21 protein-coding genes and 3 tRNA genes are annotated in these 25386 nt (G+C 44.0%); 4 read left to right on the forward strand and 20 right to left on the reverse strand.

Translation table 11 applies throughout. The annotated features are described in order from the left end of the window. The first annotated feature begins 46 nt into the window (after positions 1 to 46). The gene (locus K0I62_RS10440; RefSeq protein WP_220068100.1) at positions 47 to 1315 is read left to right on the forward strand and encodes a YeaH/YhbH family protein; all 1269 of its coding nucleotides are present in this window, start codon (positions 47 to 49) and stop codon (positions 1313 to 1315) included. Between the two features lie 9 nt (positions 1316 to 1324). Continuing rightward, positions 1325 to 2851, forward strand: a complete 1527-nt coding sequence (locus K0I62_RS10445; RefSeq protein WP_220068101.1) for a SpoVR family protein — start codon at positions 1325 to 1327, stop codon at positions 2849 to 2851. Positions 2852 to 2934: 83 nt separating this feature from the next. Here the strand turns inward: K0I62_RS10445 and rplY are convergent, their stop codons facing one another. The 16 genes from rplY to dmeF form a co-directional block, all read right to left on the reverse strand. Then, complete coding sequence (gene rplY, locus K0I62_RS10450) at positions 2935 to 3222, reverse strand: 50S ribosomal protein L25 (protein ID WP_220068102.1); 288 nt, start codon at positions 3220 to 3222, stop codon at positions 2935 to 2937. A 129-nt stretch (positions 3223 to 3351) separates the two neighbouring features. Then, a complete protein-coding gene (mepK, locus tag K0I62_RS10455) occupies positions 3352 to 3900 on the reverse strand; it encodes a peptidoglycan L,D-endopeptidase MepK (RefSeq protein WP_220068103.1) in 549 nt (182 codons plus the stop codon). Positions 3901 to 4008: 108 nt separating this feature from the next. Further along, complete coding sequence (locus K0I62_RS10460; RefSeq protein ID WP_220068104.1) at positions 4009 to 5385, reverse strand: L,D-transpeptidase family protein; 1377 nt, start codon at positions 5383 to 5385, stop codon at positions 4009 to 4011. A gap of 270 nt (positions 5386 to 5655) precedes the next feature. Further along, positions 5656 to 5741 (reverse strand) — tRNA-Leu (locus K0I62_RS10465). 38 nt (positions 5742 to 5779) lie between these two features. After that, positions 5780 to 5853, reverse strand: a tRNA-Cys gene (locus tag K0I62_RS10470). Positions 5854 to 5885: 32 nt separating this feature from the next. Further along, positions 5886 to 5961 (reverse strand) — tRNA-Gly (locus tag K0I62_RS10475). A gap of 146 nt (positions 5962 to 6107) precedes the next feature. Continuing rightward, complete coding sequence (pgsA, locus tag K0I62_RS10480) at positions 6108 to 6665, reverse strand: CDP-diacylglycerol--glycerol-3-phosphate 3-phosphatidyltransferase (protein ID WP_220068105.1); 558 nt, start codon at positions 6663 to 6665, stop codon at positions 6108 to 6110. Positions 6666 to 6712: 47 nt separating this feature from the next. Continuing rightward, entirely contained in the window at positions 6713 to 8545 is a 1833-nt protein-coding gene (uvrC, locus tag K0I62_RS10485; protein WP_220068106.1) for an excinuclease ABC subunit UvrC, read from the reverse strand. Positions 8546 to 8572: 27 nt separating this feature from the next. Continuing rightward, entirely contained in the window at positions 8573 to 9217 is a 645-nt protein-coding gene (uvrY, locus tag K0I62_RS10490; protein WP_220068107.1) for a UvrY/SirA/GacA family response regulator transcription factor, read from the reverse strand. Between the two features lie 285 nt (positions 9218 to 9502). Beyond that, positions 9503 to 10684, reverse strand: coding sequence for a 2-methylaconitate cis-trans isomerase PrpF (gene prpF, locus K0I62_RS10495; protein ID WP_220068108.1), 1182 nt, complete (start codon positions 10682 to 10684; stop codon positions 9503 to 9505). A 55-nt stretch (positions 10685 to 10739) separates the two neighbouring features. Continuing rightward, positions 10740 to 13331 (reverse strand): Fe/S-dependent 2-methylisocitrate dehydratase AcnD, encoded by a 2592-nt coding sequence (acnD, locus tag K0I62_RS10500; RefSeq protein WP_220068109.1) that lies wholly within the window; start codon positions 13329 to 13331, stop codon positions 10740 to 10742. Between the two features lie 242 nt (positions 13332 to 13573). Beyond that, entirely contained in the window at positions 13574 to 14698 is a 1125-nt protein-coding gene (prpC, locus tag K0I62_RS10505; RefSeq protein ID WP_220068110.1) for a bifunctional 2-methylcitrate synthase/citrate synthase, read from the reverse strand. Between the two features lie 124 nt (positions 14699 to 14822). Then, the gene (prpB, locus tag K0I62_RS10510) at positions 14823 to 15701 is read right to left on the reverse strand and encodes a methylisocitrate lyase (RefSeq protein WP_220068111.1); all 879 of its coding nucleotides are present in this window, start codon (positions 15699 to 15701) and stop codon (positions 14823 to 14825) included. A 23-nt stretch (positions 15702 to 15724) separates the two neighbouring features. Then, entirely contained in the window at positions 15725 to 16381 is a 657-nt protein-coding gene (locus K0I62_RS10515; protein WP_220068112.1) for a GntR family transcriptional regulator, read from the reverse strand. A gap of 609 nt (positions 16382 to 16990) precedes the next feature. Continuing rightward, the gene (locus K0I62_RS10520) at positions 16991 to 17398 is read right to left on the reverse strand and encodes a MarR family winged helix-turn-helix transcriptional regulator (RefSeq protein WP_220068113.1); all 408 of its coding nucleotides are present in this window, start codon (positions 17396 to 17398) and stop codon (positions 16991 to 16993) included. 13 nt (positions 17399 to 17411) lie between these two features. Next, positions 17412 to 18488 carry a CDF family Co(II)/Ni(II) efflux transporter DmeF gene (dmeF, locus tag K0I62_RS10525; RefSeq protein ID WP_220068114.1) on the reverse strand — a complete coding sequence of 359 codons (1077 nt, stop codon included), beginning with the start codon at positions 18486 to 18488 and terminating at the stop codon, positions 17412 to 17414. 272 nt (positions 18489 to 18760) lie between these two features. Between dmeF and eco the strand changes: the two genes are divergently transcribed. After that, on the forward strand, positions 18761 to 19327 hold the full coding sequence (gene eco, locus K0I62_RS10530) for a serine protease inhibitor ecotin (protein ID WP_220068115.1): 567 nt from the start codon (positions 18761 to 18763) through the stop codon (positions 19325 to 19327). A gap of 51 nt (positions 19328 to 19378) precedes the next feature. On the opposite strand, the gene K0I62_RS10535 is transcribed toward eco, so the two are convergent. The 4 genes from K0I62_RS10535 to zwf are packed head-to-tail and all read right to left on the reverse strand — an operon-like array spanning position 19379 to position 24063. Next, positions 19379 to 20020: a bifunctional 4-hydroxy-2-oxoglutarate aldolase/2-dehydro-3-deoxy-phosphogluconate aldolase gene (locus K0I62_RS10535; RefSeq protein ID WP_220068116.1), complete on the reverse strand. Its 642-nt coding sequence runs from the start codon at positions 20018 to 20020 to the stop codon at positions 19379 to 19381. Between the two features lie 21 nt (positions 20021 to 20041). Next, positions 20042 to 21868 (reverse strand): phosphogluconate dehydratase, encoded by a 1827-nt coding sequence (gene edd, locus K0I62_RS10540; protein ID WP_220068117.1) that lies wholly within the window; start codon positions 21866 to 21868, stop codon positions 20042 to 20044. A gap of 11 nt (positions 21869 to 21879) precedes the next feature. After that, positions 21880 to 22578 (reverse strand): 6-phosphogluconolactonase, encoded by a 699-nt coding sequence (pgl, locus tag K0I62_RS10545; protein ID WP_220068118.1) that lies wholly within the window; start codon positions 22576 to 22578, stop codon positions 21880 to 21882. Between the two features lie 12 nt (positions 22579 to 22590). Beyond that, the gene (gene zwf / locus K0I62_RS10550; RefSeq protein WP_220068119.1) at positions 22591 to 24063 is read right to left on the reverse strand and encodes a glucose-6-phosphate dehydrogenase; all 1473 of its coding nucleotides are present in this window, start codon (positions 24061 to 24063) and stop codon (positions 22591 to 22593) included. A 308-nt stretch (positions 24064 to 24371) separates the two neighbouring features. Here zwf and K0I62_RS10555 point away from each other — a divergent pair, with 308 nt between their 5' ends. Beyond that, positions 24372 to 25226 (forward strand): MurR/RpiR family transcriptional regulator, encoded by an 855-nt coding sequence (locus K0I62_RS10555; protein ID WP_220068120.1) that lies wholly within the window; start codon positions 24372 to 24374, stop codon positions 25224 to 25226. Positions 25227 to 25386 lie beyond the last annotated feature (160 nt).

Raw genomic sequence — 25386 nt, forward strand, 5'->3', positions numbered from 1 at the left:
TCACCCCATGGGGAGCTTGCTCCCCACGAGTCTTGAGGAGGTGCGCATGGCTAATTTTATCGATAGAAGGTTAAATGCCAAGGGGAAAAGTACAGTCAATCGACAACGATTTATCAATCGCTATAAACAGCAAATAAAAAAAGCGGTTAGCGATGCGGTAACAAGACGCAGTGTCACCGATATAGATAAAGGAGAAAAAATTGGTATTCCAACACGGGATATCAGCGAGCCCTCTTTTCATCAAGGTCGCGGTGGAATAAAAGAACGAGTTCATCCGGGAAACGATCAATTTTCCCGCGGAGACAAACTTGATCGTCCACCTCAAGGAGGTGGAAAAGGTAGCGGCCAAGGCGACGCCTCTAATTCTGGTGAGGGAGAGGATGATTTTGTATTTCAAATCTCAAAAGATGAGTATTTAGAACTACTGTTTGAAGATCTCGAGTTACCCAATTTACAAAACAATCGACTCAACAAATTAGTTGAATATCAAACTTATCGAGCGGGTTTTACTAACGATGGGGTTCCCGCCAATATTAATATTGTTCGCTCACTACGGTCATCGCTTGCGAGACGCATCGCCATGTCGTCATCAAAAAAAGCATTGTTGGCTGAATTAAAAGCTGAACTGGAACTGTTGGAACAAACACCTGGTTCTGAAGCAGAAAAGATCATCAGTTTGAAAGAGCAGATCCACGAACTCGAAGCGCGAATAGCGAAAGTCCCTTTTATCGATACCTTCGATTTGCGCTACAACAATTTTGCCAAACGAGAGGTTCCCTCTAGTCAAGCGGTGATGTTCTGTCTAATGGATGTATCGGGCTCAATGGATCAAGCGACGAAAGATATGGCGAAACGCTTTTATATACTGCTGTATCTGTTTCTTACCCGAACCTATAAAAACCTCGATGTGGTTTATATTCGTCATCATACCCAAGCAAAAGAAGTCGACGAACATGAGTTCTTCTACTCTCAAGAAACAGGCGGAACTATTGTCTCAAGTGCCCTGAAATTAATGCATGAGATCCAACAAGAACGCTATCCAGAGAGCGAGTGGAATATCTACGCAGCCCAAGCATCTGATGGTGATAACTGGGCCGATGACTCCCCTACCTGCAGACAATTATTAGAGAAACAACTATTACCCGTTGTGCGCTACTTTAGCTACATAGAGATTACTAACCGTGCTCATCAAACACTATGGCGCGAATATGAAGGACTACAAAAGACTCACGATAATATAGCCGTCCAACATATTAAACAAGCTGAAGATATCTATCCTGTATTTAGAGAGTTATTTAAGAAGCAAGCTGTTTAAGGGGGACTTATGAATTCAAAAAAGCGCACTAGATTGGATGATGGTCCGGATTGGACATTTGATTTGCTACAGTCTTATCTCACTGAAATTGAAAGGGTTGCTGCACACTATCGCCTCGATACTTATGCCAATCAAATAGAAGTTATCACTGCCGAACAAATGATGGATGCCTATGCCGGGATAGGTATGCCTATTGGGTATACCCATTGGTCCTTTGGTAAAAAGTTCATTGAAACAGAGCAAGGATACAAGCGTGGACAAATGGGGCTTGCCTATGAAATAGTGATTAACTCAGATCCTTGTATTGCCTATCTCATGGAAGAAAACACCATTACGATGCAAGCATTAGTCATGGCCCATGCTTGCTTTGGCCACAACAGCTTTTTTAAAGGTAATTATCTGTTTAAAACCTGGACCGATGCGAGCTCAATCATTGACTATCTTGTGTTTGCCAAAAACTATATCCGGGAATGTGAAGAGCGTTATGGTGCGGATCAAGTAGAGCTCGTTATCGACTCCTGCCATGCTTTGATGAACTATGGCGTTGACCGCTATAAACGTCCAAGTGAAATCTCACTTAAAGAGGAAAAAGTTCGTCAAAAAGAGCGTGAAGAATACCTGCAAAGTCAGGTGAACGACCTATGGCGAACAATTCCTCTCAATCCCGCGGCAGAAAAAGCGGAACTCAGGGCTAACTTTCCAACCGAGCCCCAAGAGAATATTCTCTATTTTATCGAAAAAAATGCGCCTTTACTTGAACCTTGGCAACGTGAGGTGGTTCGTATTGTCAGAAAAATGGGACAGTACTTTTACCCTCAAAAGCAAACTCAGGTAATGAATGAAGGCTGGGCAACTTTCTGGCACTACACCATACTCAACCACCTCTATGACGATGGCCTAGTCAGTGACCGATTTATGATTGAATTCTTAAAAAATCACACTAATGTCGTTGCACAACCAAGTTACAACAGCCCCTATTATAGTGGCATTAACCCCTATGCATTAGGATTTAACATGTTCGTTGATATTCGCCGGATTTGCGAATCACCTACAGAGGAGGATAAACGTTGGTTTCCAGATATCGCGGGGAGTGACTGGCTCGATACACTGCATTTTGCGATGGCAAACTTTAAAGATGAAAGCTTTATTAGCCAATACTTGTCACCCAATATCATCCGTCAATTTAAATTGTTCAGCATCCTTGACGATGATAAAAAAAACTATCTCAACGTGTCGGCAATTCATGATGAACAGGGCTACCAAGATATACGTCAAAAACTGTCTCAACAATATAACTTGTCAAACCTAGAACCCAATATACAAGTACAAAGTGTCGCCGTATCTGGTGATCGTTCATTGATATTACGTTATATCCCTATCAATCGAATTCCACTCGATGACAGTTGTAATGAAGTGGTGAAACATCTGCATCGGCTTTGGGGATTTTCGGTCACGTTAGAACAGCTTGATGAACAAGGCGAGTCGTGCATTATTGCGTCTTGTCCTGATAAACAAGCAGAGTTAGATAGTATTTAATGCAACAACATTACGCTTTTCCGATTAAAAACAGACAATAAAAAAGCGCCTATTAGGCGCTTTTTTATTGTCTCAGTCTCGCATTAAGCGAAAGTGAAATCCACATGCTCAATTAGAGGCTTGAACGCGTGACGTTGAATAGCTTGAACACGAACTTTAACTTCTTTACCATCTAAAGCGATAGTGATATCAGAAGTATAGAAATCTGCATTCGCTTGAATGTTGATGATCTCTCTGTGTTCGAATTCGATAGAAACAGGTTCGTTGCCCGCACCGTAAATAACAGCAGGAACTTTACCAGCATGACGTAGGCGGCGGCTCGAACCTTTCCCTATTTCAGTACGGGTCTGTGCGGTAATTGTGTAAGACATAATTTACTCACTTAATTTTTAATAAAATATTGGGTGGTCGTCGTTTTCGACCAACAACGACCTCATTTAAAGCGAGCGAATACTAGCACAAGCTTATCAACAGCACAAATAGAAGATCGCGTTAAAATATCACCATGTTCTAACCGGCCCTGTATCCACATGAACAAAACCAGAGTTAGGATAAAAACCAACGCCACCTAATTTTAGCGATATCGCAGCGTCACGTAGATCTTTTAAGTGAACATCAGGCATGGCAATATCCATTGCCATGCCTTTCATGTGGTAGCTTTTCTTCGCAACCCCGTTACTTTTCTGGGCCAGCATATTATTGGTTTTAGGCGAGCGATAACCCGAGATCACGTGAAACTCTTGGTCAACATTTAATGTTTGCTTTAAAGAGAAAAGCAGGTCAAACAGTCGCTTATCCATCGGCGCCACTTCATTCTGGCGATGATCACGCAAAATATGATTAAAATCTGAAAGGGTATTTGCTTGATAATCCCCGTCAATCCAATAGCTTCCTTGCCCTCTTTCCCCGGTATGTCGGTTATAAAAGCCAAGAGAGCGTACCCCTGAGGTCGAACGACTCGCTTGTACTTTTGGAGATACCATAGAAAACATCGCTACACCACCTAGGCCTAACAACAACTGCCTACGCGCAGGACACACTATTGACATTAATACCGCCGATTACTTTTTATACAAAACAGACGCTAAATTAAACGTTATCGGCATTGAGATCAAGTAATTGTTTTTTGCTATCCCTTTGCCAGCAAGGGCTAGAGGCTAATTACCAGCGTGTAATACTGAGGTAATATTCTGATTTCTATTATATATATCATCCCTAAACTGGGGAATGCTTTGACTGTCTAACCATGAGGTCCAATATACCAAATGTAATGGGAGCTTTTCATCGAAAGCAAACCACTGAGTTTTAGTTCGTTCAATCTGCATATCGACCCAGGTTTGCTTATCTCTCACTAAATTGGACGCAATCCAGTTTGCCAGCAGCTCCACTTTTTCCACTCGAATACAACCAGACGACAATGCCCTAACCTCTTTAGCGAATAGATGTTTGTCTGTGGTGTCATGCAAGTAGATATTATATTGGTTAGGGAAGAAAAACTTGTACCGACCCAGAGTGTTGTCCTCCCCCGGTTTTTGCACTAATCGATAGGGAAATTGACCTTTAGCCATATCTCGCCACTCTTCATCCGTCTTAACTACCTGTTCACCCGAATAATCAAACACTTCGAAATTACGACGACTTATATAGCTACCGTCCTCCCTCACTTTGGGTAGCAGATCATATTTAAGTAATCGACGAGGTACTCGCCAACTCGGATTGATAATTAAATTACTAACTTGACCTTTGATTAATGGTGTTTGTCTATAAGGTTTGCCGACAATCACTTTAGAACGCAAGGCGATGCGGTTATGGTCGACCAACACCATTTGATACTCAGGAATATTGATTAACAGGTAACGCGGTCCAACTTGAGCAAGATACCGATGTTTCTCGACAAAGTTTCTCGCCAATGTCTGGGCTCGTTGTAAAGGCGTCCAATTTAGCCACTTAATGGTTGCAGGGCCGATAATACCATCTTGCTTTAAGCCATGGCGTCGTTGAAACCTCACCACGGCTTGGCGTAAGGATTCAGAAAAGACAGAGTTTTCTAGCTCAGGGCTTGGATAATCACCCAATAAATTTAACCGACTTGAGATCAACGCAATATCTGAATGTCTATCACCTAAATGCAGCCAAACCCCAGGTGTCAGCCTTGGCCATTGCTGGGTATCATCTAGCCATAGCAGATACCTTATCCGGTTATTGACCTGTAAGTAGTTTCCGACCAGTGGCTCGGCTGCTTGCGCTTGAAAATAGGGATCGTGATAGTTAGCTACTGGATCATAGCGAGTTGTAATTGCATTTTTTTGCCAATAATAGGCAATAGCCTGACTAATTTCTTGAATATGCGCTGGAGAAATAGTGTTGTTAGTAGTTAACTGCACCTTAAATTGGCGCAGCTCATCATCAGGACTTGCTAACAAAATAAAATTGAGCTGATTTAACAGCAATTTATTGGCAGCTTGAAGTCGCTCGTCGCCCAATGACGTAAAGCTAATCAACAGCAACAAACTAAAAATCGTCCATCGCATCATAAATCCTCCTCGATTTATTATGATGCATAGATCCACTTCTAGCCTAGACAACTAAAGATGTATTTTAAGTGGAATACCAAACAACATCATTAAGAGGCGATAATTCAACGCCTTGACTGACGATAAATACGATTTGAACAATTATGTAAGGAAAGATATCCAACAAACACATGTTTAATGGTCATAACCCATCGTATTTCTAATTAGAGATACAAAAAATTCAAACAAAAAAGCCTCAACAACTGTTGAGGCTTTTTTGTCATCTTAAGATGGTACCCGTGGCCAGACTTGAACTGGCACGCTTATTCAGCGAGGGATTTTAAATCCCTTGTGTCTACCGATTCCACCACACGGGCAATGTGTGTTTTACCGTTAACAACGTTAAAACTAAAAGTGGAGGCGCGACCCGGAGTCGAACCGAGATCGACGGATTTGCAATCCGCAGCATAGCCATTCTGCCATCGCGCCATCATCGAATGTTTAATGCCAATCTAAAAGATTGGAGCGACATATCGGGTTCGAACCGATGACCTATACCTTGGCAAGGTATCGCTCTACCAACTGAGCTAATGTCGCCTCATTTAAAACGTTCAATCTCAATCAAGTTTTACTTAGAAGCTTTCTCCTGACTGCGGAATGGCATTCTACCGATTTACCCATCAGTGTCAACGCTCTATTTTAGATTATTGAGCCGTTTGAACACTAAGTGATCGCATTGCATTTTAATTGTTCGATTCGTCGGTTAAATCGCCCCAAGCTGCCATAATATAGCTAACCATAGACCAAAACGTCAAAATCGCAGCCACATAAAACAGCGCAATTGCTGTATAAGTTAAAACGTCATTAGGTCGCCAAATCAACCCAACAATCGCAACCATTTGCGCAGCAGTTTTATACTTACCAATCCAAGACACTGCGACCGCACCTCGTTTACCAATTTCAGCCATCCACTCTCTCAGTGCAGAGATGACTATCTCTCTGCCAATCATAAATAGTGCGGGTAACGTCAACCAGATACTATTGAACTCAGCGACCAATAGCACCAATGCGGTAGTGACCATGATTTTATCGGCAACAGGATCGAGAAAGGCGCCGAATCGAGTCGATTGCTTTAGCTTTCTCGCTGCGTAACCGTCAAGGGCATCGGTCACCGCCGCAAGCCAAAACACGAAGGCAGCAGCAAACGGCGACCAACTGTAAGGCAAATAAAAAATAACAACAAAAATAGGTAGTAAAACCAACCTGAATAGCGTCAGCGCTATTGGAACATTAAACGGCATGATGAAACCAATTATCTAAAAGCAGCGCCAATCTTGCCTTAATTTTGCTACCCTCGCAATGCATCATGTATTGTTTGTGCCATTTCTAAGCTAATACCGGGTACTTTTGTCAACTGAGCGACACTTGCAGCCTTAACTTGTTGCAAGCCACCCATATACTGCAGCAGTGCTTTACGACGTTTAGGACCCACTCCCACGATAGATTCTAAACTCGAGGTGTTACGCGTTTTCTGACGTTTATTGCGGTGCCCTGTTATCGCGAAACGATGTGACTCATCTCGAATATGTTGAATTAAATGTAACGCCCCCGAATCTGCCGGTAGATTAAAAGTGATTTCATTTTCCCCATAGATCAAGGTTTCAAGACCTGGTTTACGCCCTTCCCCTTTTGCCACGCCAATTAAGGTTGGGGCGACATCTAGCTCGGCAAATTTTTCATCGACGACTTTCTGCGCAATCCTAAGCTGCCCTATACCACCATCGATAAATAAGATATCTGGAATTTTGCCTGTCGCATCAATCTTATCGAAACGACGACTGATGGCTTGCTTCATTGCGGCGTAATCGTCGCCCGGCGTAATACCATCAATGTTATAACGGCGATACTCTGCCTTATCTGGTCCTTCACGATTAAATACCACACAAGAAGCTACCGTACTTTCACCCATGGTATGGCTAATATCAAAACACTCCATGCGGCCAATCGTCTTAGTTTGCTCAAGCGCTTCCTCTAGCAAGACGAAGCGTTGCTCGACCGTGTTTTGGTGGGAAAGACGTGTTTCAACCGCATTTTTAGCATTTGTATCAGCAATACGTAAAAAACTCGCTCGCTCACTGCGTACTTTGGTTTTAATGACGACACTCTTTTCTAATGCTTGCTTTATGGCATGCTCTAACTCGTGAATATCATCAAATTCATGGCTGACGATAATCTCAGCGGGTAAGGTTCTGTGACTATCGGCATTCAAGTAGAACTGCAACATAAACGATCGGAGCACTTCGTCGAGCTCTGTCTTATCAGGTACCGCAGGATAATAACTGCGACTACCAAAAATTTTGCCACTACGAATAAACAGCAAATGAAAACAGGCGATACCAGAAGTAAAATAGACACCAATAACGTCCATATCACCGCTGGTACCAGAGACCTCTTGCTGCTCAACAACCCGCCTTAGCGCACCAATTTGATCGCGGTAACGCGCCGCATCTTCATAATTAAGCACTTGAGCCGCAAGTTCCATTTTGCCCACCAAGCTGCCCATCACTTGTTGGTCTTTGCCCTTTAAAAACAGCGTGGCAAACTTGACCTGCTCTTGGTATTCCTCATCGGATACTTTGCCGACACACGGCGCGCTGCAACGACCAATTTGATACTGTAAACAGGGGCGCGAACGTGACTTATAGTAAAGATCATCACATTGACGGATTGGAAATAGCTTTTGCATTAGATGCAAACTTTCTCTTACCGCCCCACCATTAGGATAAGGACCAAAATATTGGCCTTTTTCTCGTTTAGGGCCGCGATGATACGCTAGCCGAGGATGTTGATGGTCACTGAGTAAAATATAGGGATAAGACTTATCATCACGCAGCAATACGTTGTACTTGGGCATGTACTGCTTAATGTAATCATTTTCAAGAATGAGCGCGTCGGTTTCGCTGTGGGTCAAAGTGACATCGATATCGCAAATGTTTGATACCAAAGCCTCTGTTTTAACGTTGTTTAGGTTTTTACGAAAATAGGAACTAAGACGCTTCTTAAGATCTTTTGCTTTACCAACATAAATAACGGTACCGCTAGCATCGTACATACGATAGACGCCAGCAGAAGAGGAAACCGTTTTAAGAAATTGCGCTGAATCGAATACAGGACCTGGCATTATGACGACTTATCTACTGGATAAAAATTAAAACTGACCAGTATCAAGCATCTTATAGCGAATGGCTAATCGGGTCAGTTCCACATCACCACTAATGCCTAATTTTGCAAACAAACGATAACGATAGCTATTAACGGTTTTAGGGCTTAAATTAAGCTGCTCAGAGATGTCACTCACCTTCTCACCACTAGTGATCATCATCATGATCTGTAGCTCTCGCTCTGATAATGACTTAAATGGATTATCTTCAGATTGATTAAACTGACTTAACGCCATCTGCTGGGCAATTTCGGGAGATAAATAACGTTGACCGACGGCAACTTGTCGAATCGCTTGGATCACTTCAGGCGGTGTAGCCCCTTTAGTCAGGTATCCAGATGCACCCGCTTGCATCACTTTGGTTGGAAAAGGATCTTCGGTATGTATAGTTAACACAATAATTTTCGCATGGGATTGATAGCGGAGAATCTTACGTGTGGCTTCAAGACCCCCAATGCCTGGCATATTCATGTCCATTAAGATCACATCGGCTTCGTTGTTACGGCTCCACTGCACAGCAGATTCTCCATCGCCGGCTTCACCCACAACTTTAATCCCACGCTCATCTTCGAGAATACGACGTATCCCAGTTCTCACTAACTCATGGTCATCAACCAAATATACAGATATCAACTTAACTCTACCCTGATAGCCAACACTAAACCGACATTAGTTTGCGTACGATACACATGGTAATTTAGCCCAAATACTATCAATAGGAAAGGACAAATTGTTCATCACTAAATCAATGATTTATAAGTAATCTATTTTAGAATAATACGGTACAAAAATTAGGCCTTAAACGTTTTGACTATTGCTGGCTAAATTTAACGCTAATTAGCAAACTCTTATTTTCATTACAAAAAAGGATGCGAATTACTGCATCCTTTTATCGGAAACGATTTCAATAATCAGACGTTATAAAACTGAGTCTAAGGGTGGGATCCTGACATATCCCTCCATCAATACTCGCGCACTGCGGCTCATACTGACTTTCTCAACGCTCCACACACCTTGAATTTGAGCTGCTGTAGCGCCGACTTTTAGCGTCCCAGAAGGATGACCGAAGCGCACATGACTGCGTTCAGTACCGCCAGCAGCCAAATTAACTAAGGTTCCGGGAATAGCTGCCGCCGTGCCGATAGCAACCGCCGCGGTGCCCATCATGGCATGGTGTAATTTGCCCATAGACAAGGCACGCACTAACAGATCGACATCATCTACTGAGACAGCTTTGCCACTCGATGATATATGAGCTGTCGGCGGTGCAACAAAGGCCACTTTAGGCGTATGTTGCCGAGTTTTAGCCTGCTCAATATCGTCAATAAGACCCATCTTCAGCGCGCCATAAGCACGGATCAACTCAAACTTAGCCAAGGCAGCAGCATCGCCGTTAATCACTTCTTGCAATTCGGTGCCATCGTATCCCAATTCTTGCGCATTTAAGAATATCGTTGGGATCCCCGCATTGATCATGGTCGCGGCAAAGGTGCCAACACCCGGTACGTTAAGCTCATCGACCAAATTGCCTGTAGGGAACATTGCGCCTTCACCATCGGCAGGATCGACAAATTCAACTAAGACTTCGGCCGCTGGAAACGTAACACCATCGAGCTCAAAATCACCTAGCTCAAGCACTTCACCATCTTGCATCGGGATGTGAGCGATAATGGTCTTACTAATATTGGCTTGCCAAATTCGCACCACAGCAACCCCGTTACCGGGAACATTAATTGGATCAACCAATCCTTTGCTAATCGCGAACGCGCCCACAGCAGCGGTTAAATTACCGCAGTTGCCGCTCCAATCGATAAAAGGTTTATCTATCGCAACTTGGCCAAAAAGGTAGTCAACATCATGATCCGCTTTAGTGCTTTTCGATAGGATCACCGTTTTACTGGTACTAGAGGTCGCGCCGCCCATGCCATCGGTATGTTTACCATAAGGATCGGGACTACCAATCACCCGCAACAGCATAGCGTCACGCGCAGCGCCTGGCACCTTGGCCGCCTCAGGCAGATCGTTTAGGGCAAAAAACACCCCTTTACTCGTGCCGCCACGCATATAAGTTGCGGCAATCTTTATCTGTTTCATGGTCATTCCTTTAGCAAGTCTAGCGGTGGCATAAGTAGCTCCATGCCACCGCTAAGATCATCTATGCCTTTTTAGCCTCAAGAAAATCTTGAGCAAAACGCTGCAATACGCCACCCGCTTGATAGACAGACACCTCATCTGCGGTATCTAAACGGCAGGTCACTGGAACGTCGATACGTTCACCATTTTGACGATAGATCACTAAGATCAGATCGGCTCTTGGGGTCGGCTCACCGACAACATCAAAAGTCTCAGTGCCATCGATACCATAGGTTTTACGTGTATCCCCCGCTTTAAATTCAAGTGGCAGCACGCCCATCCCCACTAAATTAGTGCGATGAATACGCTCAAAGCCTTCGGCGACAATCGCTTCAACGCCAGCAAGACGAACCCCTTTCGCAGCCCAGTCTCGTGATGAGCCTTGTCCGTAATCGCCACCAGCAACAATGATCAACGGCTGTTTACGTTGCATATAGGTTTCAATCGCTTCCCACATGCGCGTCACTTGCCCTTCTGGCTCAAGACGGGTTAACGAGCCTTGCTGCACTTCGCCATTAACTACCGCCATTTCATTGATCAATTTAGGGTTAGCAAAGGTCGCACGTTGAGCCGTAAGATGATCGCCGCGGTGAGTCGCATAGGAGTTAAAATCAACCTCAGGCAAACCCATCTTGGTTAAGTATTCACCCGCTGCACTACTTGCCAGAATCGCATTTGATGGCGATAAGTGATCGGTAGTAATATTATCACCAAGCACGGCTAAAGGACGCATCCCTTTTAAGCTTCGCTCACCAGCAAGCGCGCCTTCCCAATAGGGAGGACGACGAATATAGGTACTTTGAGCGCGCCAATCATACAGTGGACTCACTTGCTCGCCGTAATCGACAGCGATATCAAACATTGGCGTATAGATCTCTCTGAACTGCTCAGGCTTAACGCTTGCCTTAACGATAGCATCGATCTCTTCATCACTTGGCCAAATATCTTTAAGCAGAATTGGGTTGCCAGCATTATCGAGCCCTAGGCTATCTTTCTCGATATCAAAGCGGATCGTACCGGCAATTGCATAAGCTACGACTAGCGGAGGCGATGCTAAAAAGGCTTGTTTAGCATATGGATGAATACGGCCGTCGAAGTTACGGTTACCCGACAAGACTGCGGTGGCGTATAGATCTCTATCGATCACCTCTTGTTGAATAACTGGGTCAAGGGCGCCGCTCATGCCATTACAGGTCGTGCAAGCAAAGCCAACAATACCAAAACCCAGTTGCTCAAGTTCAGGCAACAAGTTGGCGTCTTTCAGATAGAGCTCGGCCACTTTTGAACCAGGAGCAAATGAGGATTTCACCCAAGGCTTACGGGTTAATCCAAGTTCATTGGCTTTCTTAGCGATTAAACCCGCCGCGATAACGTTACGAGGGTTACTGGTATTAGTACAGCTAGTAATAGCCGCAATAATTACTGCACCATCAGGCATTAATCCAGCTTCATTCTCGACGATACCTGATATCCCTTTCTCCGCTAAATCACTGGTCGCAACTCGGCGATGAGGATTAGAAGGACCGGCAATATTACGCACGACACTGGATAAATCGAAGCTCAGCACTCGTTCATATTCAGCATTTTTGAGACTATCAGCCCAAAGGCCTGTTTGTTTGGCGTAGTTCTCGACCAGCTTAACTTGCTCACTATCACGACCAGTAATGGTCAAATAATCGATAGTCTGTTGATCGATATAGAACATGCCCGCCGATGCACCAAACTCGGGCGTCATGTTAGAAATGGTCGCGCGATCACCAAGGGTAAGGTTGGCTGCACCTTCACCAAAGAACTCTAAGTAGGATGACACCACTTTTTGCTCGCGTAGAAACTCGGTTAAGGCTAATACGATATCGGTTGCTGTAATGCCACTTTGACGCTTACCAGTTAATTCGACCCCGATAATATCGGGCAAACGCATATATGAGGGGCGGCCTAACATGACGTTCTCGGCTTCTAGACCACCCACACCGATAGCGATAACACCAAGTGCATCTACATGGGGAGTATGGCTGTCTGTGCCCACTAAGGTATCAGGAAAAGCAACGCCATCACGAGACTGAATCACGGGCGACATCTTTTCTAGGTTGATCTGATGCATAATGCCGTTGCCAGGCTGGATCACATCGACATTTTTAAATGCTTTCTTGGTCCAGTTGATAAAGTGAAACCTGTCTTCATTACGACGATCTTCGATGGCACGGTTTTTAGCAAAAGCATCTTTGTCAAAACCTGCATGTTCGACGGCTAACGAGTGATCCACAATTAGCTGAGTTGGCACCACAGGGTTAACCTCTGCAGGGTCGCCACCTTTATCGGCAATCGCGTCTCTAAGACCCGCCAAATCCACTAACGCAGTTTGCCCTAAAATATCATGACAAACGACCCGCGCTGGATACCAAGGAAAATCAAGATCGCGCTTACGCTCAATAAGCTGCAGTAACGCATCATTGAGCATCGATGGCTCACATCGTCTAACTAAATTCTCGGCAAGCACTTTAGAGGTATAAGGAAGTTTATCGTAGGCACCAGGTACTAGAGCATCGACAGCACTTTGGGTGTCAAAGTAATCTAACGTGGTACCGGCAAGCGGTTTACGGTGTGTTGTGTTCATAACATCATCCACTGAATTATTGACGCTCACGCCACATCGACACTTAGTCGCTAACGGTGATAACCGCTATGCTAATGACCAACTCATCTCTTGGCGTGATGCGCAGCATAAACAACCTCTTATGCTGCGCGAAAAATCCCCCAACTGATGGCAAAACACTCTGATACGTTGCGACGGTGTGATCAGACTGGCCATTTAATATCATCAATCGGGCTCACTATTTATTCTGTTTACCTGCGCCCTTATCTCTGGCTAATAGGCACAACTTTACGTGGCTCAGATCCAACATAATCCGCACTTGGACGAATGATACGATTATTAGCACGCTGCTCCATCACATGGGCGGCCCAGCCTGTTAAACGTGAACAGACAAAAATAGGAGTAAATAATTTGGTCGGGATCCCCATAAAGTGATAAGCCGATGCATGGAAGAAGTCAGCGTTACAAAATAGCTTTTTGGTATCCCACATAAACTCTTCACACGCGACTGAGATATCATATAAAGAGGTATCACCAAACTCTTGCGCCAACTTTTCAGACCAAGCTTTGATGATCACGTTACGTGGATCCGATGTACGATAGATCGCATGGCCAAAACCCATGATCTTCTCTTTACGCTCAAGCATACCCGCCATCTGCACCTTGGCATCTTCTGGCGAACTAAACTTCTGGATCATCTCCATAGCAGCTTCGTTAGCGCCGCCGTGCAATGGACCGCGCAACGAGCCGATAGCGCCGGTAATACAGGAGAACATGTCAGATAAGGTTGAGGCACATACACGCGCGGTGAAGGTCGATGCATTAAATTCATGCTCAGCATAAAGAATTAGCGACACATCCATCACTTTGCGATGTTGCTCTGATGGCGTTTTACCATTTAACAGTTTAAGGAAATGTCCACCGAGCGAGTCTTCATCGGTTGTACACTCTATTTCAACACCTTCATGGCTATAGCGATACCAGTAACACATGATGGCGGGGAACGCTGCCAGTAAGCGATTAGCGGCTTTATGTTGCTCATAGAAATCAACCTCTGGTTCGAGATTACCGAGAAACGAGCAACCTGTACGCATCACATCCATTGGATGAGCATCGGCAGGAATACGCTGCAATACCTCTTTAAGGGCTTGAGGCAGATCGCGCTGCGACATCAATACACTTTTGTATGCGTCTAGCTGCGCCGCAGTAGGAAGCTCGCCATTAAACAGTAAATAAGCAACCTCTTCAAAGGTCGCATTGTCGGCTAAATCAGATACGTCATAACCACAATAAGTCAGACCAGATCCTGATTTACCCACGGTACATAACGCCGTTTCACCTGCACTTTGTCCGCGAAGACCTGCACCACTCAATTTTTTATCAACCATAATGTGTTCCTTTTGGAATCTCTATTATTTGTGTCACCAAGTATCATCTTGGTCGTAGGGTGTAACCTGTTCTTTATTGAGCTGCGGCTCATCACTTAGGATTAACTGCGCAGCTCAAGCCACACTATTTATTTTTACCTTCGGCAAATAAGCTATCTAGCTTTTGCTCATAATCGTGATAACCGAGGTAATCATATAGCTCCATGCGGGTTTGCATGGTGTCGACAACGGCTTTTTGGTCACCGTCACGTAATATCGCGGTATAGACATTTTCAGCCGCTTTATTCATTGCTCTAAAGGCGCTAAGTGGATAAAGCACCATGTCAGCGCCCCACGCTCCTAGCTGCTCTCTATTCCAAAGCTCTGTCTGACCAAACTCAGTAATATTGGCCAGTAACGGCGCGTCAATCGCACCAGCGAACGCGCGGTAATGCGCCTCGGTTTGTACCGCTTCGGCAAAAATGCCATCGGCTCCGGCAGCGATATAGGCTTTCGCTCGCTCAATCGCAGCTTCCAGTCCTTCTTGGGCAAATGCATCGGTTCGCGCCATGATAAAGAAATCAGGATCGGTACGCGCGTCAACGGCTGCCTTGATACGATCAACCATCTCTTCGGTTGACACTATCTCTTTATTTGGGCGATGACCGCAGCGTTTTTGCGCCACTTGATCTTCCATATGCACAGCCGCAGCGCCCGCTTTTTCCATATCGCGAATGGTTTTGGCAATGTTAAATGCGCCTCCCCATCCAGTATCGATATCAACCAGAAGGGGCAGATCACAGGCTGAGGTAATACGCTGCACATCGACAATCACATCATTGAGAGATGTCATACCAAGATCGGGTAATCCATAAGACGCATTCGCGACGCCGCCACCAGAAAGATAGATAGCTTGATGGCCAATTTGTTTCGCCATCATGGCTGTGTAGGCGTTAATCGTTCCCACGATTTGCAATGGCTTATTATCAGCCAAGGCCTGACGGAATTTTTTACCTGCGCTCATGCTAGATTCCTCTTCTATTTGATTTATGAAAGCTTGTTCTTAATATTATTTTTTGAATACATAATATGGCGGCGCATCAACATCTCGGCCAACTCTTCATCCCGATTGGCGATGGCTTGTACTATATGTTTATGTTCATCAAAAGCGGTGGTCACTCGCGGCCCAGCCATACCTAACTGCACTCGATACATGCGCACAAGATGATAAATCCCGTCAAACAGCATAGAGATTAAGTGTTTGTTTTTACTGCCGAGAATAATGCGATAGTGAAAGTCGACATCACCGGCTTCTTGATAATAAGATTCACCTTGCTTAACATCTTGAAAATGGCTTTTAAGTAAGGCCTCTAATTCACCAATCTCATCGTTGGTCATATTTTTCGCCGCCAGCCTCGCCGCCATTCCCTCCAGCGACTCGCGTACTTGATAAAGTTCAAGTAAGCCATCAGATGTCAACGCAACCACTCTGGCACCCACATTGGCTTTACGCTCCACAATGTGACATGACTCCAAACGGTTTATCGCCTCACGTATCACCGCACGACTAACGCCATAAGTTGTCGACAATTCGGTTTCACTTAACTTAGAACCCGCTGCCACAACACCTTCGACGATGTCTTGTCTTAGCTGATAAAAGGTTTTGTCTGCCGAAGTCACAGCGGGTTTGGATTCAAATGCCATCTTGATAAAAAACTCAATTAGAAAACCATGTTGTCGACAATATAGCCACGAATGAATACCAACACAAGCTCAATGACTTATTTTGTCGACAATATTGTTAATTTTTAGACTAAAGTCGTAACAAATGGGGAGCGATACAAGCGTGGATAGCGCCATAATGGCGACATATGTGGCGACACATAGAGACAAAATGATGACAGATGCTCAGGATTGGCTTAGGCAAAACTCTCATTAATGAGCGTAAAAAAAACCATAAGCAACACCACCTAACGCTACTGTTTAAGCTGGGAAAGCTCAAGAATACAAACTTAAGAGACCGAAAAATATAGACAAAAAGGAAATGGTTAACGCTCTGATATAGCGGTAGCTTTCCATGCTAAGAGATAGCGGTGAGCTGCAAAAAGAGTCACTGATGAGATCACACCTAAACTCGCGTGAACTCTCACGCCGTTAGTGACGATATAAAAGGTATCACTTCCAGCAAGCTCGTGCTTATCCAACACTTAGGATAGAACGCGGCTGCGCGCGGCCTATCCTTATCTGTTAGGCGCTACGAATATCAATTTACCTTAATGATTAACCCACCCATTAATAATGGTATCGAAAACATTAAAACTCTTGATTTATCCGCTCAAAGAAAGTTAACAATTGCTGCCTTTCATCATCACTAAACTTAGCCGTTATTTGGGTCGTTAACGTGTGATGCAGCTGATCATGCTCTTTATAGACGGCCACCCCCTTATCGGTTAAATCAACCAAGATGGCACGGCGATCACTAACATGGGCCTTACGAGTAACTAAACCAGCCTTTTCCATCTTATCTATTTGTACCGTCAAGGTACCTGTGGTAATACCTATCTTTTCGGCGAGCTCTTTCATTCGCATAGCGCCATTGGCACCTAAGATCTCGACGGCATGAACTTGGGGCAAAGAATAACCTGCATTTTTAACGACGGAATGCTCCCACGAGGAGAGCTTTTCATAAAACTCTACGATTTCATGACTCAACTTATCCAACTCATTGTTCCTTCTATTTTTCTATCGCTTGACTCTGATTAACACCGCACTCTTGTTGACGACAAGTAAATACTTCAACCGTCAGATGATCAATACGCTTAAACGCACTTAACTTAGCCCTAAAATAATCGGTATCTTTGGGGTGATGACTCACAATTGAAATCATTGCTGCATGGTGGTCGGCACTGACTGGCCAAACATGAATATCGGTAACCTGATGATCCTCCTCCTCTTCCACTGTGGCCACCATTTTCGAAATATATTCGTCATCGATACTGGCATCGAGCAATATTGGTCCCGTTTGCTTAACTAGGCCCCATGCCCAGCTCGTAATAATAATCGCGCCAACGATGCCCATAACCGGGTCGAGCCAGTTTAACCCTAGGTATTTGCCGAACAATAGTGCGCCAATCGCCAATAGCGAGGTCAATGCATCTGCAAGCACATGAAAGTAGGCCGCCCTGAGGTTGTGATCATGAGTTGGCTTTGCTTGACTGTCGCTGTCGTGTCCCAGACTGCTCTGGTGTGCATGATGGTCGGCCCCCTCATGGGCATGATGGTGTTCATGACTATGAGGATTATGGCTATGAGCATGATGTCCGTTGCCGTGGTGGTGATGTCCGTGATGATCATGACTGTGGTGATCTTTTAACAAGAAAACGGATACTACATTTACCGTTAAACCAATCACAGCCACTAAAATAGCTTCGTTAAATTGAATATGCTCAGGGTTAAGTAACCGACTTATCGATTCTACAACCATTAATAACGCAACGAGTCCCAACGCAATTGCACTCGTAAAGCCACCGAGTACACTCACTTTACCGGTACCAAAAGCGTACTTAGGGTCATCTGCATATTTCTTGGCATAACGATAGGTAAATAGGGTGATCATAAATGCGGCGGCATGGGTTCCCATGTGCCAACCATCGGCAAGCAACGCCATCGAACCATAGACAATACCTGCGACAATCTCTGCGACCATAGTGATCAGCGTTAGATATAACACATAGCGAGTATTACGCTCACCACTGGTATTAATGTTTGAAAAACGATGCTTATGCTGCCAAGGCTCAATACTGTGTTTCATCGAGTAGGTATCCAATAATAAAGTCAAATTATTTAGTTTGATAATCAAAATATACTAAACGAATATAATTTGACAGCCAAACTAAATATTTAAATTTATATCTTTTCAATATCAGACATCTAGCATTGCCTCATCTATAAATCCTCGGAGAGATTGAGATAACTAAGCATAATCTGCATCAATGGTGCAGATATCTAACAATGAATAACCCTTTTCACAAAAATCGGCGTTTATACCGTAAGATAGATTCAATACGTACCTTAGGAGCATCCATGAAACAATCACTGATCCAATCGCTAAAATACGCGGTTTTAGCAAGCAGTTTAGCGCTCAGCCCACTAACCCTTGCTCAAGCTGCTACACCACAACACACAGGTATCAATATGGATTCATCAGCGACCATCTCAGTTTATGACAGTAATAATTATCAAGTAAATGAAAGCAGTAAGATGTTTCCCGAACCCATTCAAGGCATGGTTCAACATGTTATTGCCTTGCCTAAATTAGCCGATGAACAGCACTATAAGCTAGAGGTTAGTATCGGCCAAAAAAAATGGGTTGACTGTAATAAGCATGGTTTAAGCGGAACATTACAGCATATGACTCTCAGTGGCTGGGGATATGAATATTATCAAGTCAATACGATAACCGAAGGCCCGAGTACTATGATGGCCTGTTTTGATATGGCAAAAACCGAAGCCTTTTTAACTATCCCAGGATCATTAATGCTCAACTACGATAGCCGTTTACCTAAAGTATTTTATCTACCTCAAGGCGCACAGCTAAGATATCGAATTTGGAACACTAATGGCGAATATCATTATTCCCCCGAAAAATAGTCAAAAAAAAACCCCTGCTAAGCAGAGGTTTTAATTTAAATAAGCTGCAGCCTAAATGCCGGCAATCGCTTCTTTACAAAGCTGAGTGATACGATCCCAATCGCCCTGTTCCATCGCATCAGTAGGTGCGATCCAGCTGCCACCGATACAGTCAACATTGCTCAAAGCTAAGTAATTTTTATAACTACTTGGGGTAATGCCACCAGTTGGACAGAATCGGATATTAGCAAGTGGACCAGAAAATGCCTTTAATGCATTTACGCCACCAGAAGCCTCCGCAGGAAAGAACTTGAAGTTAGTATAACCAAGTTCCATGCCCGCCATCACCTCAGAGATACTCGCAACACCAGGAATTAGCGGTACGGTACCTGCCATAGCAGCTTTAAGCAGGTCGGTCGTCGCACCAGGCGTTATAACAAACTGAGCACCGGCATCAATAGCTTGTTGAAGCTGAGCTTCATTTAAGATGGTTCCCGCACCAACAAGTGCTTCAGGTACTTCTTTTGCTATTTTAGTGATCGCCTCTAACGCACAAGGCGTGCGCAAAGTCACTTCTAAAACACTGATCCCACCGGCGACTAAAGCCCGCGCTAATGGCACGGCATCTTCTATCTTATTAATCACCATCACAGGAACAATTGGGCTACGTTTAAAAATATCTTGCGGTTGGATTGACCAGTTATTCTCAGCCATTGCTTTACTCTTCCTCAATGATTAATAATTTTCGTCGATAGTCGTAGTGCAACGAGCACCCGTTTCTGGACTACTTAAATTTGAACGTAGTGCCGCAAATAGCTCACGTCCCATACCATAACTCGTACGACGAAGATCGACTTTACCTGCTTCACGAGCAGCTAAAATGCTCTCATCCACAAGAAGAGTCACTTCACCAGTGTTAGCGTTAACCCGTATCAAATCGCCATTTTGTACTTTGGCAATCAAGCCTCCATCAAGCGCCTCTGGCGTTAAATGGATTGCAGCGGGTACCTTACCTGAGGCACCAGACATACGTCCGTCAGTTAACAACGCAACTTTAAAGCCCTTGTCTTGCAACGTTCCTAATATCGGTGTCAACTTATGCAACTCAGGCATGCCTATCGCTTTAGGACCTTGGCCCTTAACGACAACGACACAGTCTTTATCGAGTTCACCAGCTTTAAAAATCGCTTCAAGTTTATTTTGATCATCAATAACGACTGCCGGTGCTTCCACTAAACGGTGCTTTTCTGCCACTGCAGATACCTTAATAACCGCACGTCCTAAGTTACCTTTAAGTAATTTCAAGCCACCGTTACTTTGGAACGGTTCTGAAACTGCAGTTAACACTTCTTTATCCAGTGAAACAGTAGGACCATCAACCCAAACTAATTCGTTGTCGATCAATTTAGGCTCTTGGGTATAACGGCGAAGGCCAAACCCTGCAACCGTATTGACATCCTCATGCAATAGACCTGCATCGAGTAACTCTTTTACCAACAGCGCCATGCCCCCAGCAGCGTGGAAATGATTAATATCGGCATGGCCATTAGGATAAACACGAGCCAGTAAAGGTACCGCATCAGATAGCTCTGAAAAATCATCCCAGTTAACGATTATTCCAGCTGCGCGAGCCGCTGCCACAATATGCATTGTCAGGTTGGTTGAACCGCCCGTAGCAAGTAATGCCACGATACCGTTGACCACAGACTTCTCATTAACCACTTCACCAATAGGCGTATATTGGGTGCCCATTTCGGTTAAACGACACACTTGCTTAGCCGCCATTTTATTTAGCGCCTCTCGCAAAGGATCATCAGGATTAACAAAAGAAGAACCAGGTAACTGCAGTCCCATCACTTCTAGCATCAGCTGATTGCTGTTCGCGGTACCGTAGAAGGTACAGGTTCCAGCGCTGTGATAAGATTTCGACTCAGCTTCTAGCAGTGCAGCTCTATCGACTTGACCTTGAGCAAACTGTTGACGAATACGTGCTTTTTCTTTATTTGGGATCCCCGACTTCATCGGCCCAGCTGGCACAAATAGCATTGGCAAGTGGCCAAAGCTGAGCGCACCAATCAGCAAACCAGGCACAATTTTATCGCAGATGCCGAGGAGTAACGCACCATCGAACATGTTATGCGACAACCCTACGGCGGTCGACATCGCGATAACTTCACGGCTTAGTAAACTAAGCTCCATACCCGGTTGGCCTTGAGTGACCCCATCACACATCGCAGGAACACCGCCAGCAACCTGAGCAACACTACCCACTTCTTGGCAAGCATCTTTTAGTAGCTGCGGATAGCTTTCATAAGGCTGATGTGCTGACAGCATATCGTTAAATGCGGTCACAATACCTATATTCGCTTTTGTGAGCGCTTTAATCGTACTCTTATCCGCTGGACTACACGCGGCGAAACCGTGAGCTAAATTGCCACAGCTTAAGCTACTACGATGAACGCCGTTGGCTTTGGCCTCATCAAGGGCTTTAAGGTACTGAGCGCGAGAATGTTTGCTTCGCTCAATGATTCTGTCGGTAACCGACTTTACTACTGCGTGCATAATATAGCTCCTTAAGCGCTCCAATAAACATCAACGGGCGTACGATGTTGAGCCAATACGGCTCGTATTGGCATCGCTTTGGCGTCTTCATTTTCAAGCGCTTGACGGTAAACAGTCAGCTTTTGTTCACCGACAATGTGTAAGTATATTTGGCGACTCGCTAAAATCCCCTGTTTAGAGATTGTCATTCTGCCATGTGGCGCCGCCCCAGGATTAACAGCAAGACAAAGTGCATCAGTTGTTAATGCTTGCTCTATCTCTTGTGAACAGGGAAACCAAGAACAGGTGTGACCGTCATTGCCCATACCAAGAACAACGACATCAAACGGCTTTGGAAAGTTCGCTAGCTGCTCTATCGCCATTTCCACACCCGCTTCAGCGGTAGAAAACATATTCTTTAAGCCGCGAAATTTTGCAGCTGCTGCGCGATGTTGTAACAGATGTTGCCTAACGAGATTCTCGTTAGAATCGTCAGACTCAGTATCGACCCAACGCTCATCGGCTAACGTGATGTAAACATCGTTCCATTCAATGGCTTTATGGCTAAGTAGCTCAAATAACGCTAGCGGTGTTGATCCACCAGAAACCACGAGGCTAGCCTTACCACGAGCATCAATTGCCGATTGCAATTGATTCGCGATACGATCGGCTAATTGTGCTTCTAATGCTGATTTGCTATCAAATGATTTGAATACAGATTCTTTAATCATAATCTAACTCCTTTACTCATCCCACGAACGGCCATCTTTTGCTATCAAAGCAACTGATGCTACAGGACCCCAACTTCCCGCAGGATAAGGTTTTGGCTTTTCGTTACTTTCTTCCCACGCTTGAATGATGCCATCGACCCATTTCCACGCTTGTTCCACTTCATCACGACGAACAAATAACGCCTGATTACCCAGCATAGCTTCAAGTAATAAACGCTCATAAGCATCGGCTATACGATCATTTTTAAACGTATCAGAAAAACTCAAATCCAATTTAGTGGTTTGCAGACGTTGTTTCTGCTCAAGACCAGGGACTTTGTTCATCATCTGGATCTCGACACCTTCATGGGGCTGCAAGCGTATAGTCAATTTATTTGCAGGCAAATTTCTATAGCTAGAGCGATACAGATTATGAGGTGGATTTTTGAAGTAAACGACAATCTCAGAGCTCTTGGTAGGCATGCGCTTACCGCTTCGCAGATAAAAAGGCACCCCTGCCCAACGCCAGTTATCGATATCGACACGCAGTGCAACAAACGTTTCTGCATGAGACTGGGTATTAGCACCCTCCTCTTCCAAATAACCAGGAACAGGCGCGCCTTTTAAGAAACCAGCAGAATATTGACCACGAACGGTATTCTCGTAAATATTATCGGCATCGATCTTTCTCAGTGATTTAAGTACTTTTACCTTTTCATCACGAATACTATCAGCATCCAGATTTACTGGAGGGTCCATTGCGACCAAAGTCAAAACCTGTAATAAATGGTTCTGAATCATATCTCGCATTTGACCGGCTTTATCAAAATAACCCCAACGGCCTTCAATACCCACTTCTTCGGCTACGGTAATTTGTACATGATCGATTGTGCGGTTATCCCACTTAGACGCAAACAGAGAATTAGCAAAACGTAATGCGATGAGATTCTGTACCGTCTCTTTGCCTAGATAGTGGTCAATACGATAAACTTGATTTTCATTAAAATAAGCACTGACTTGATCATTGATGACTTTAGAAGATTTGAGATCGGAGCCAATTGGCTTTTCAAGAACAACACGAGTATCTGGATAGATAAGATTTTGTTCGTTTAGACAACGACAAATATCGCCAAAAATGGCTGGGGGTGTCGCGAAGTAATTAACCATCACGCGCTTTTCAGGCTCTAGCACCTCATGAAATGCTTTATAACCTTCAGATTCGGTAAAATTAGTACCAATATAGATACAACGCTTTAAAAATCGTTCAAGCGTATCTGTACACAGTGGTTCTTTTACAAAGCTATTTAACGCCTTGATAACCATCGCTTGATATTCATCTTGAGTAAACGCGTCTTTAGCGACACCAATTACCTTAGTCTCTTCATTAAGCAGACCAGCCTTATCTAGCTGGTATAATGAAGGCAGTAATTTACGCCTTGCTAAATCGCCTTTAGTCCCAAACAATACAAAATCACAAGCTTTGGCTTCTGGTGATGTCATGCCCATAGCTTAAAAATCTCCTATGTCACTGTGCCTCATCAAGTCAATGAGAAATACACACGTTTGTTGTAATATAACAACAGAATCTAATTATTGCATCATAATTTTGTGAAAATCGAGCTATAAGTAAACTAGTAACAAGACCTCAAAATCTGATATGCTTTTCGTGATAAAATTACTATATCTAGCAGAAAGTTTGCTTTGTAGTTAAATCATAATTCGTTATATAAGCTAAACTTTAGCACTTTTGTTTGTTTCTTTAACGACATAAAAGAATAAATATAATTACATTACCATCGAGTGGATGTACGCATATGAATACTCTAGAAAAGGTTCAAAATAGCCTAACTCAATTCAGTAAATCGGAGCGCAAAGTTGCTGAGGTAATTTTAGCATCGCCTCAGACTGCAATTCACTCTAGCATCGCTACTCTCGCCAAAATGGCCGATGTCAGTGAACCTACAGTTAACCGTTTTTGCCGTCGCTTAGATACAAAGGGATTCCCTGATTTCAAACTGCACTTAGCGCAGAGCTTAGCGAATGGTACGCCTTATGTTAGTCGTCATGTTGAAGAAGATGATAGTCCCGACTCTTATACGACTAAAATCTTCGAATCGTCAATGGCTGCACTAGATACAGCAAGACAGAGTATAGACACTGCTGCGATAAATAAGGCGGTAGATGTGCTGACTCAAGCCAATAAAATCTCTTTCTTTGGCTTAGGCGCTTCAGCATCTGTTGCTCACGATGCGCAAAATAAATTTTTCCGTTTTAATGTGCCCGTGATCTGTTTTGACGATGTATTAATGCAACGCATGAGTTGTATTAATAGTTCAGAGGGCGATGTTGTCGTGCTAATTTCGCACACTGGTCGCACAAAATCGCTTATCGATATTGCGCGTTTAGCGCGTGAAAATGGTGCAGCAGTCATTGCAATAACCTCCCGTAACTCACCACTCTCCAACGAATGCACCTTACCTGTGACAATGGAAGTACCAGAAGATACCGATATGTACCTTCCAATGGCTTCGCGTCTTGCTCAATTAGTGATTGTAGATGTATTAGCGACAGGCTTTACCCTGCGCCGAGGACCTCGTTTTAGAGAAAGTCTCAAACGTGTAAAAGAGGCCTTAAAAGAGTCACGCATAGAGAAAGAATCGATACTATAATTCGGTTTTGTAAGGACAAAAGGCGGTTTGAGTATTCTCTTCCGCCTTTTTTTTATTTTTTAATCGCAGTCTTCATAAAAATAATAATTTGAGATAGATCATTTTGTTTGTAATTTTCCTACAAAACTCATTTTTGTCTGTTAATATAGAGTAAGATTTT

Origin of the sequence: Shewanella psychrotolerans (assembly GCF_019457595.1) — a bacterium.
Classification (GTDB): Bacteria; Pseudomonadota; Gammaproteobacteria; order Enterobacterales; family Shewanellaceae; genus Shewanella; species Shewanella psychrotolerans.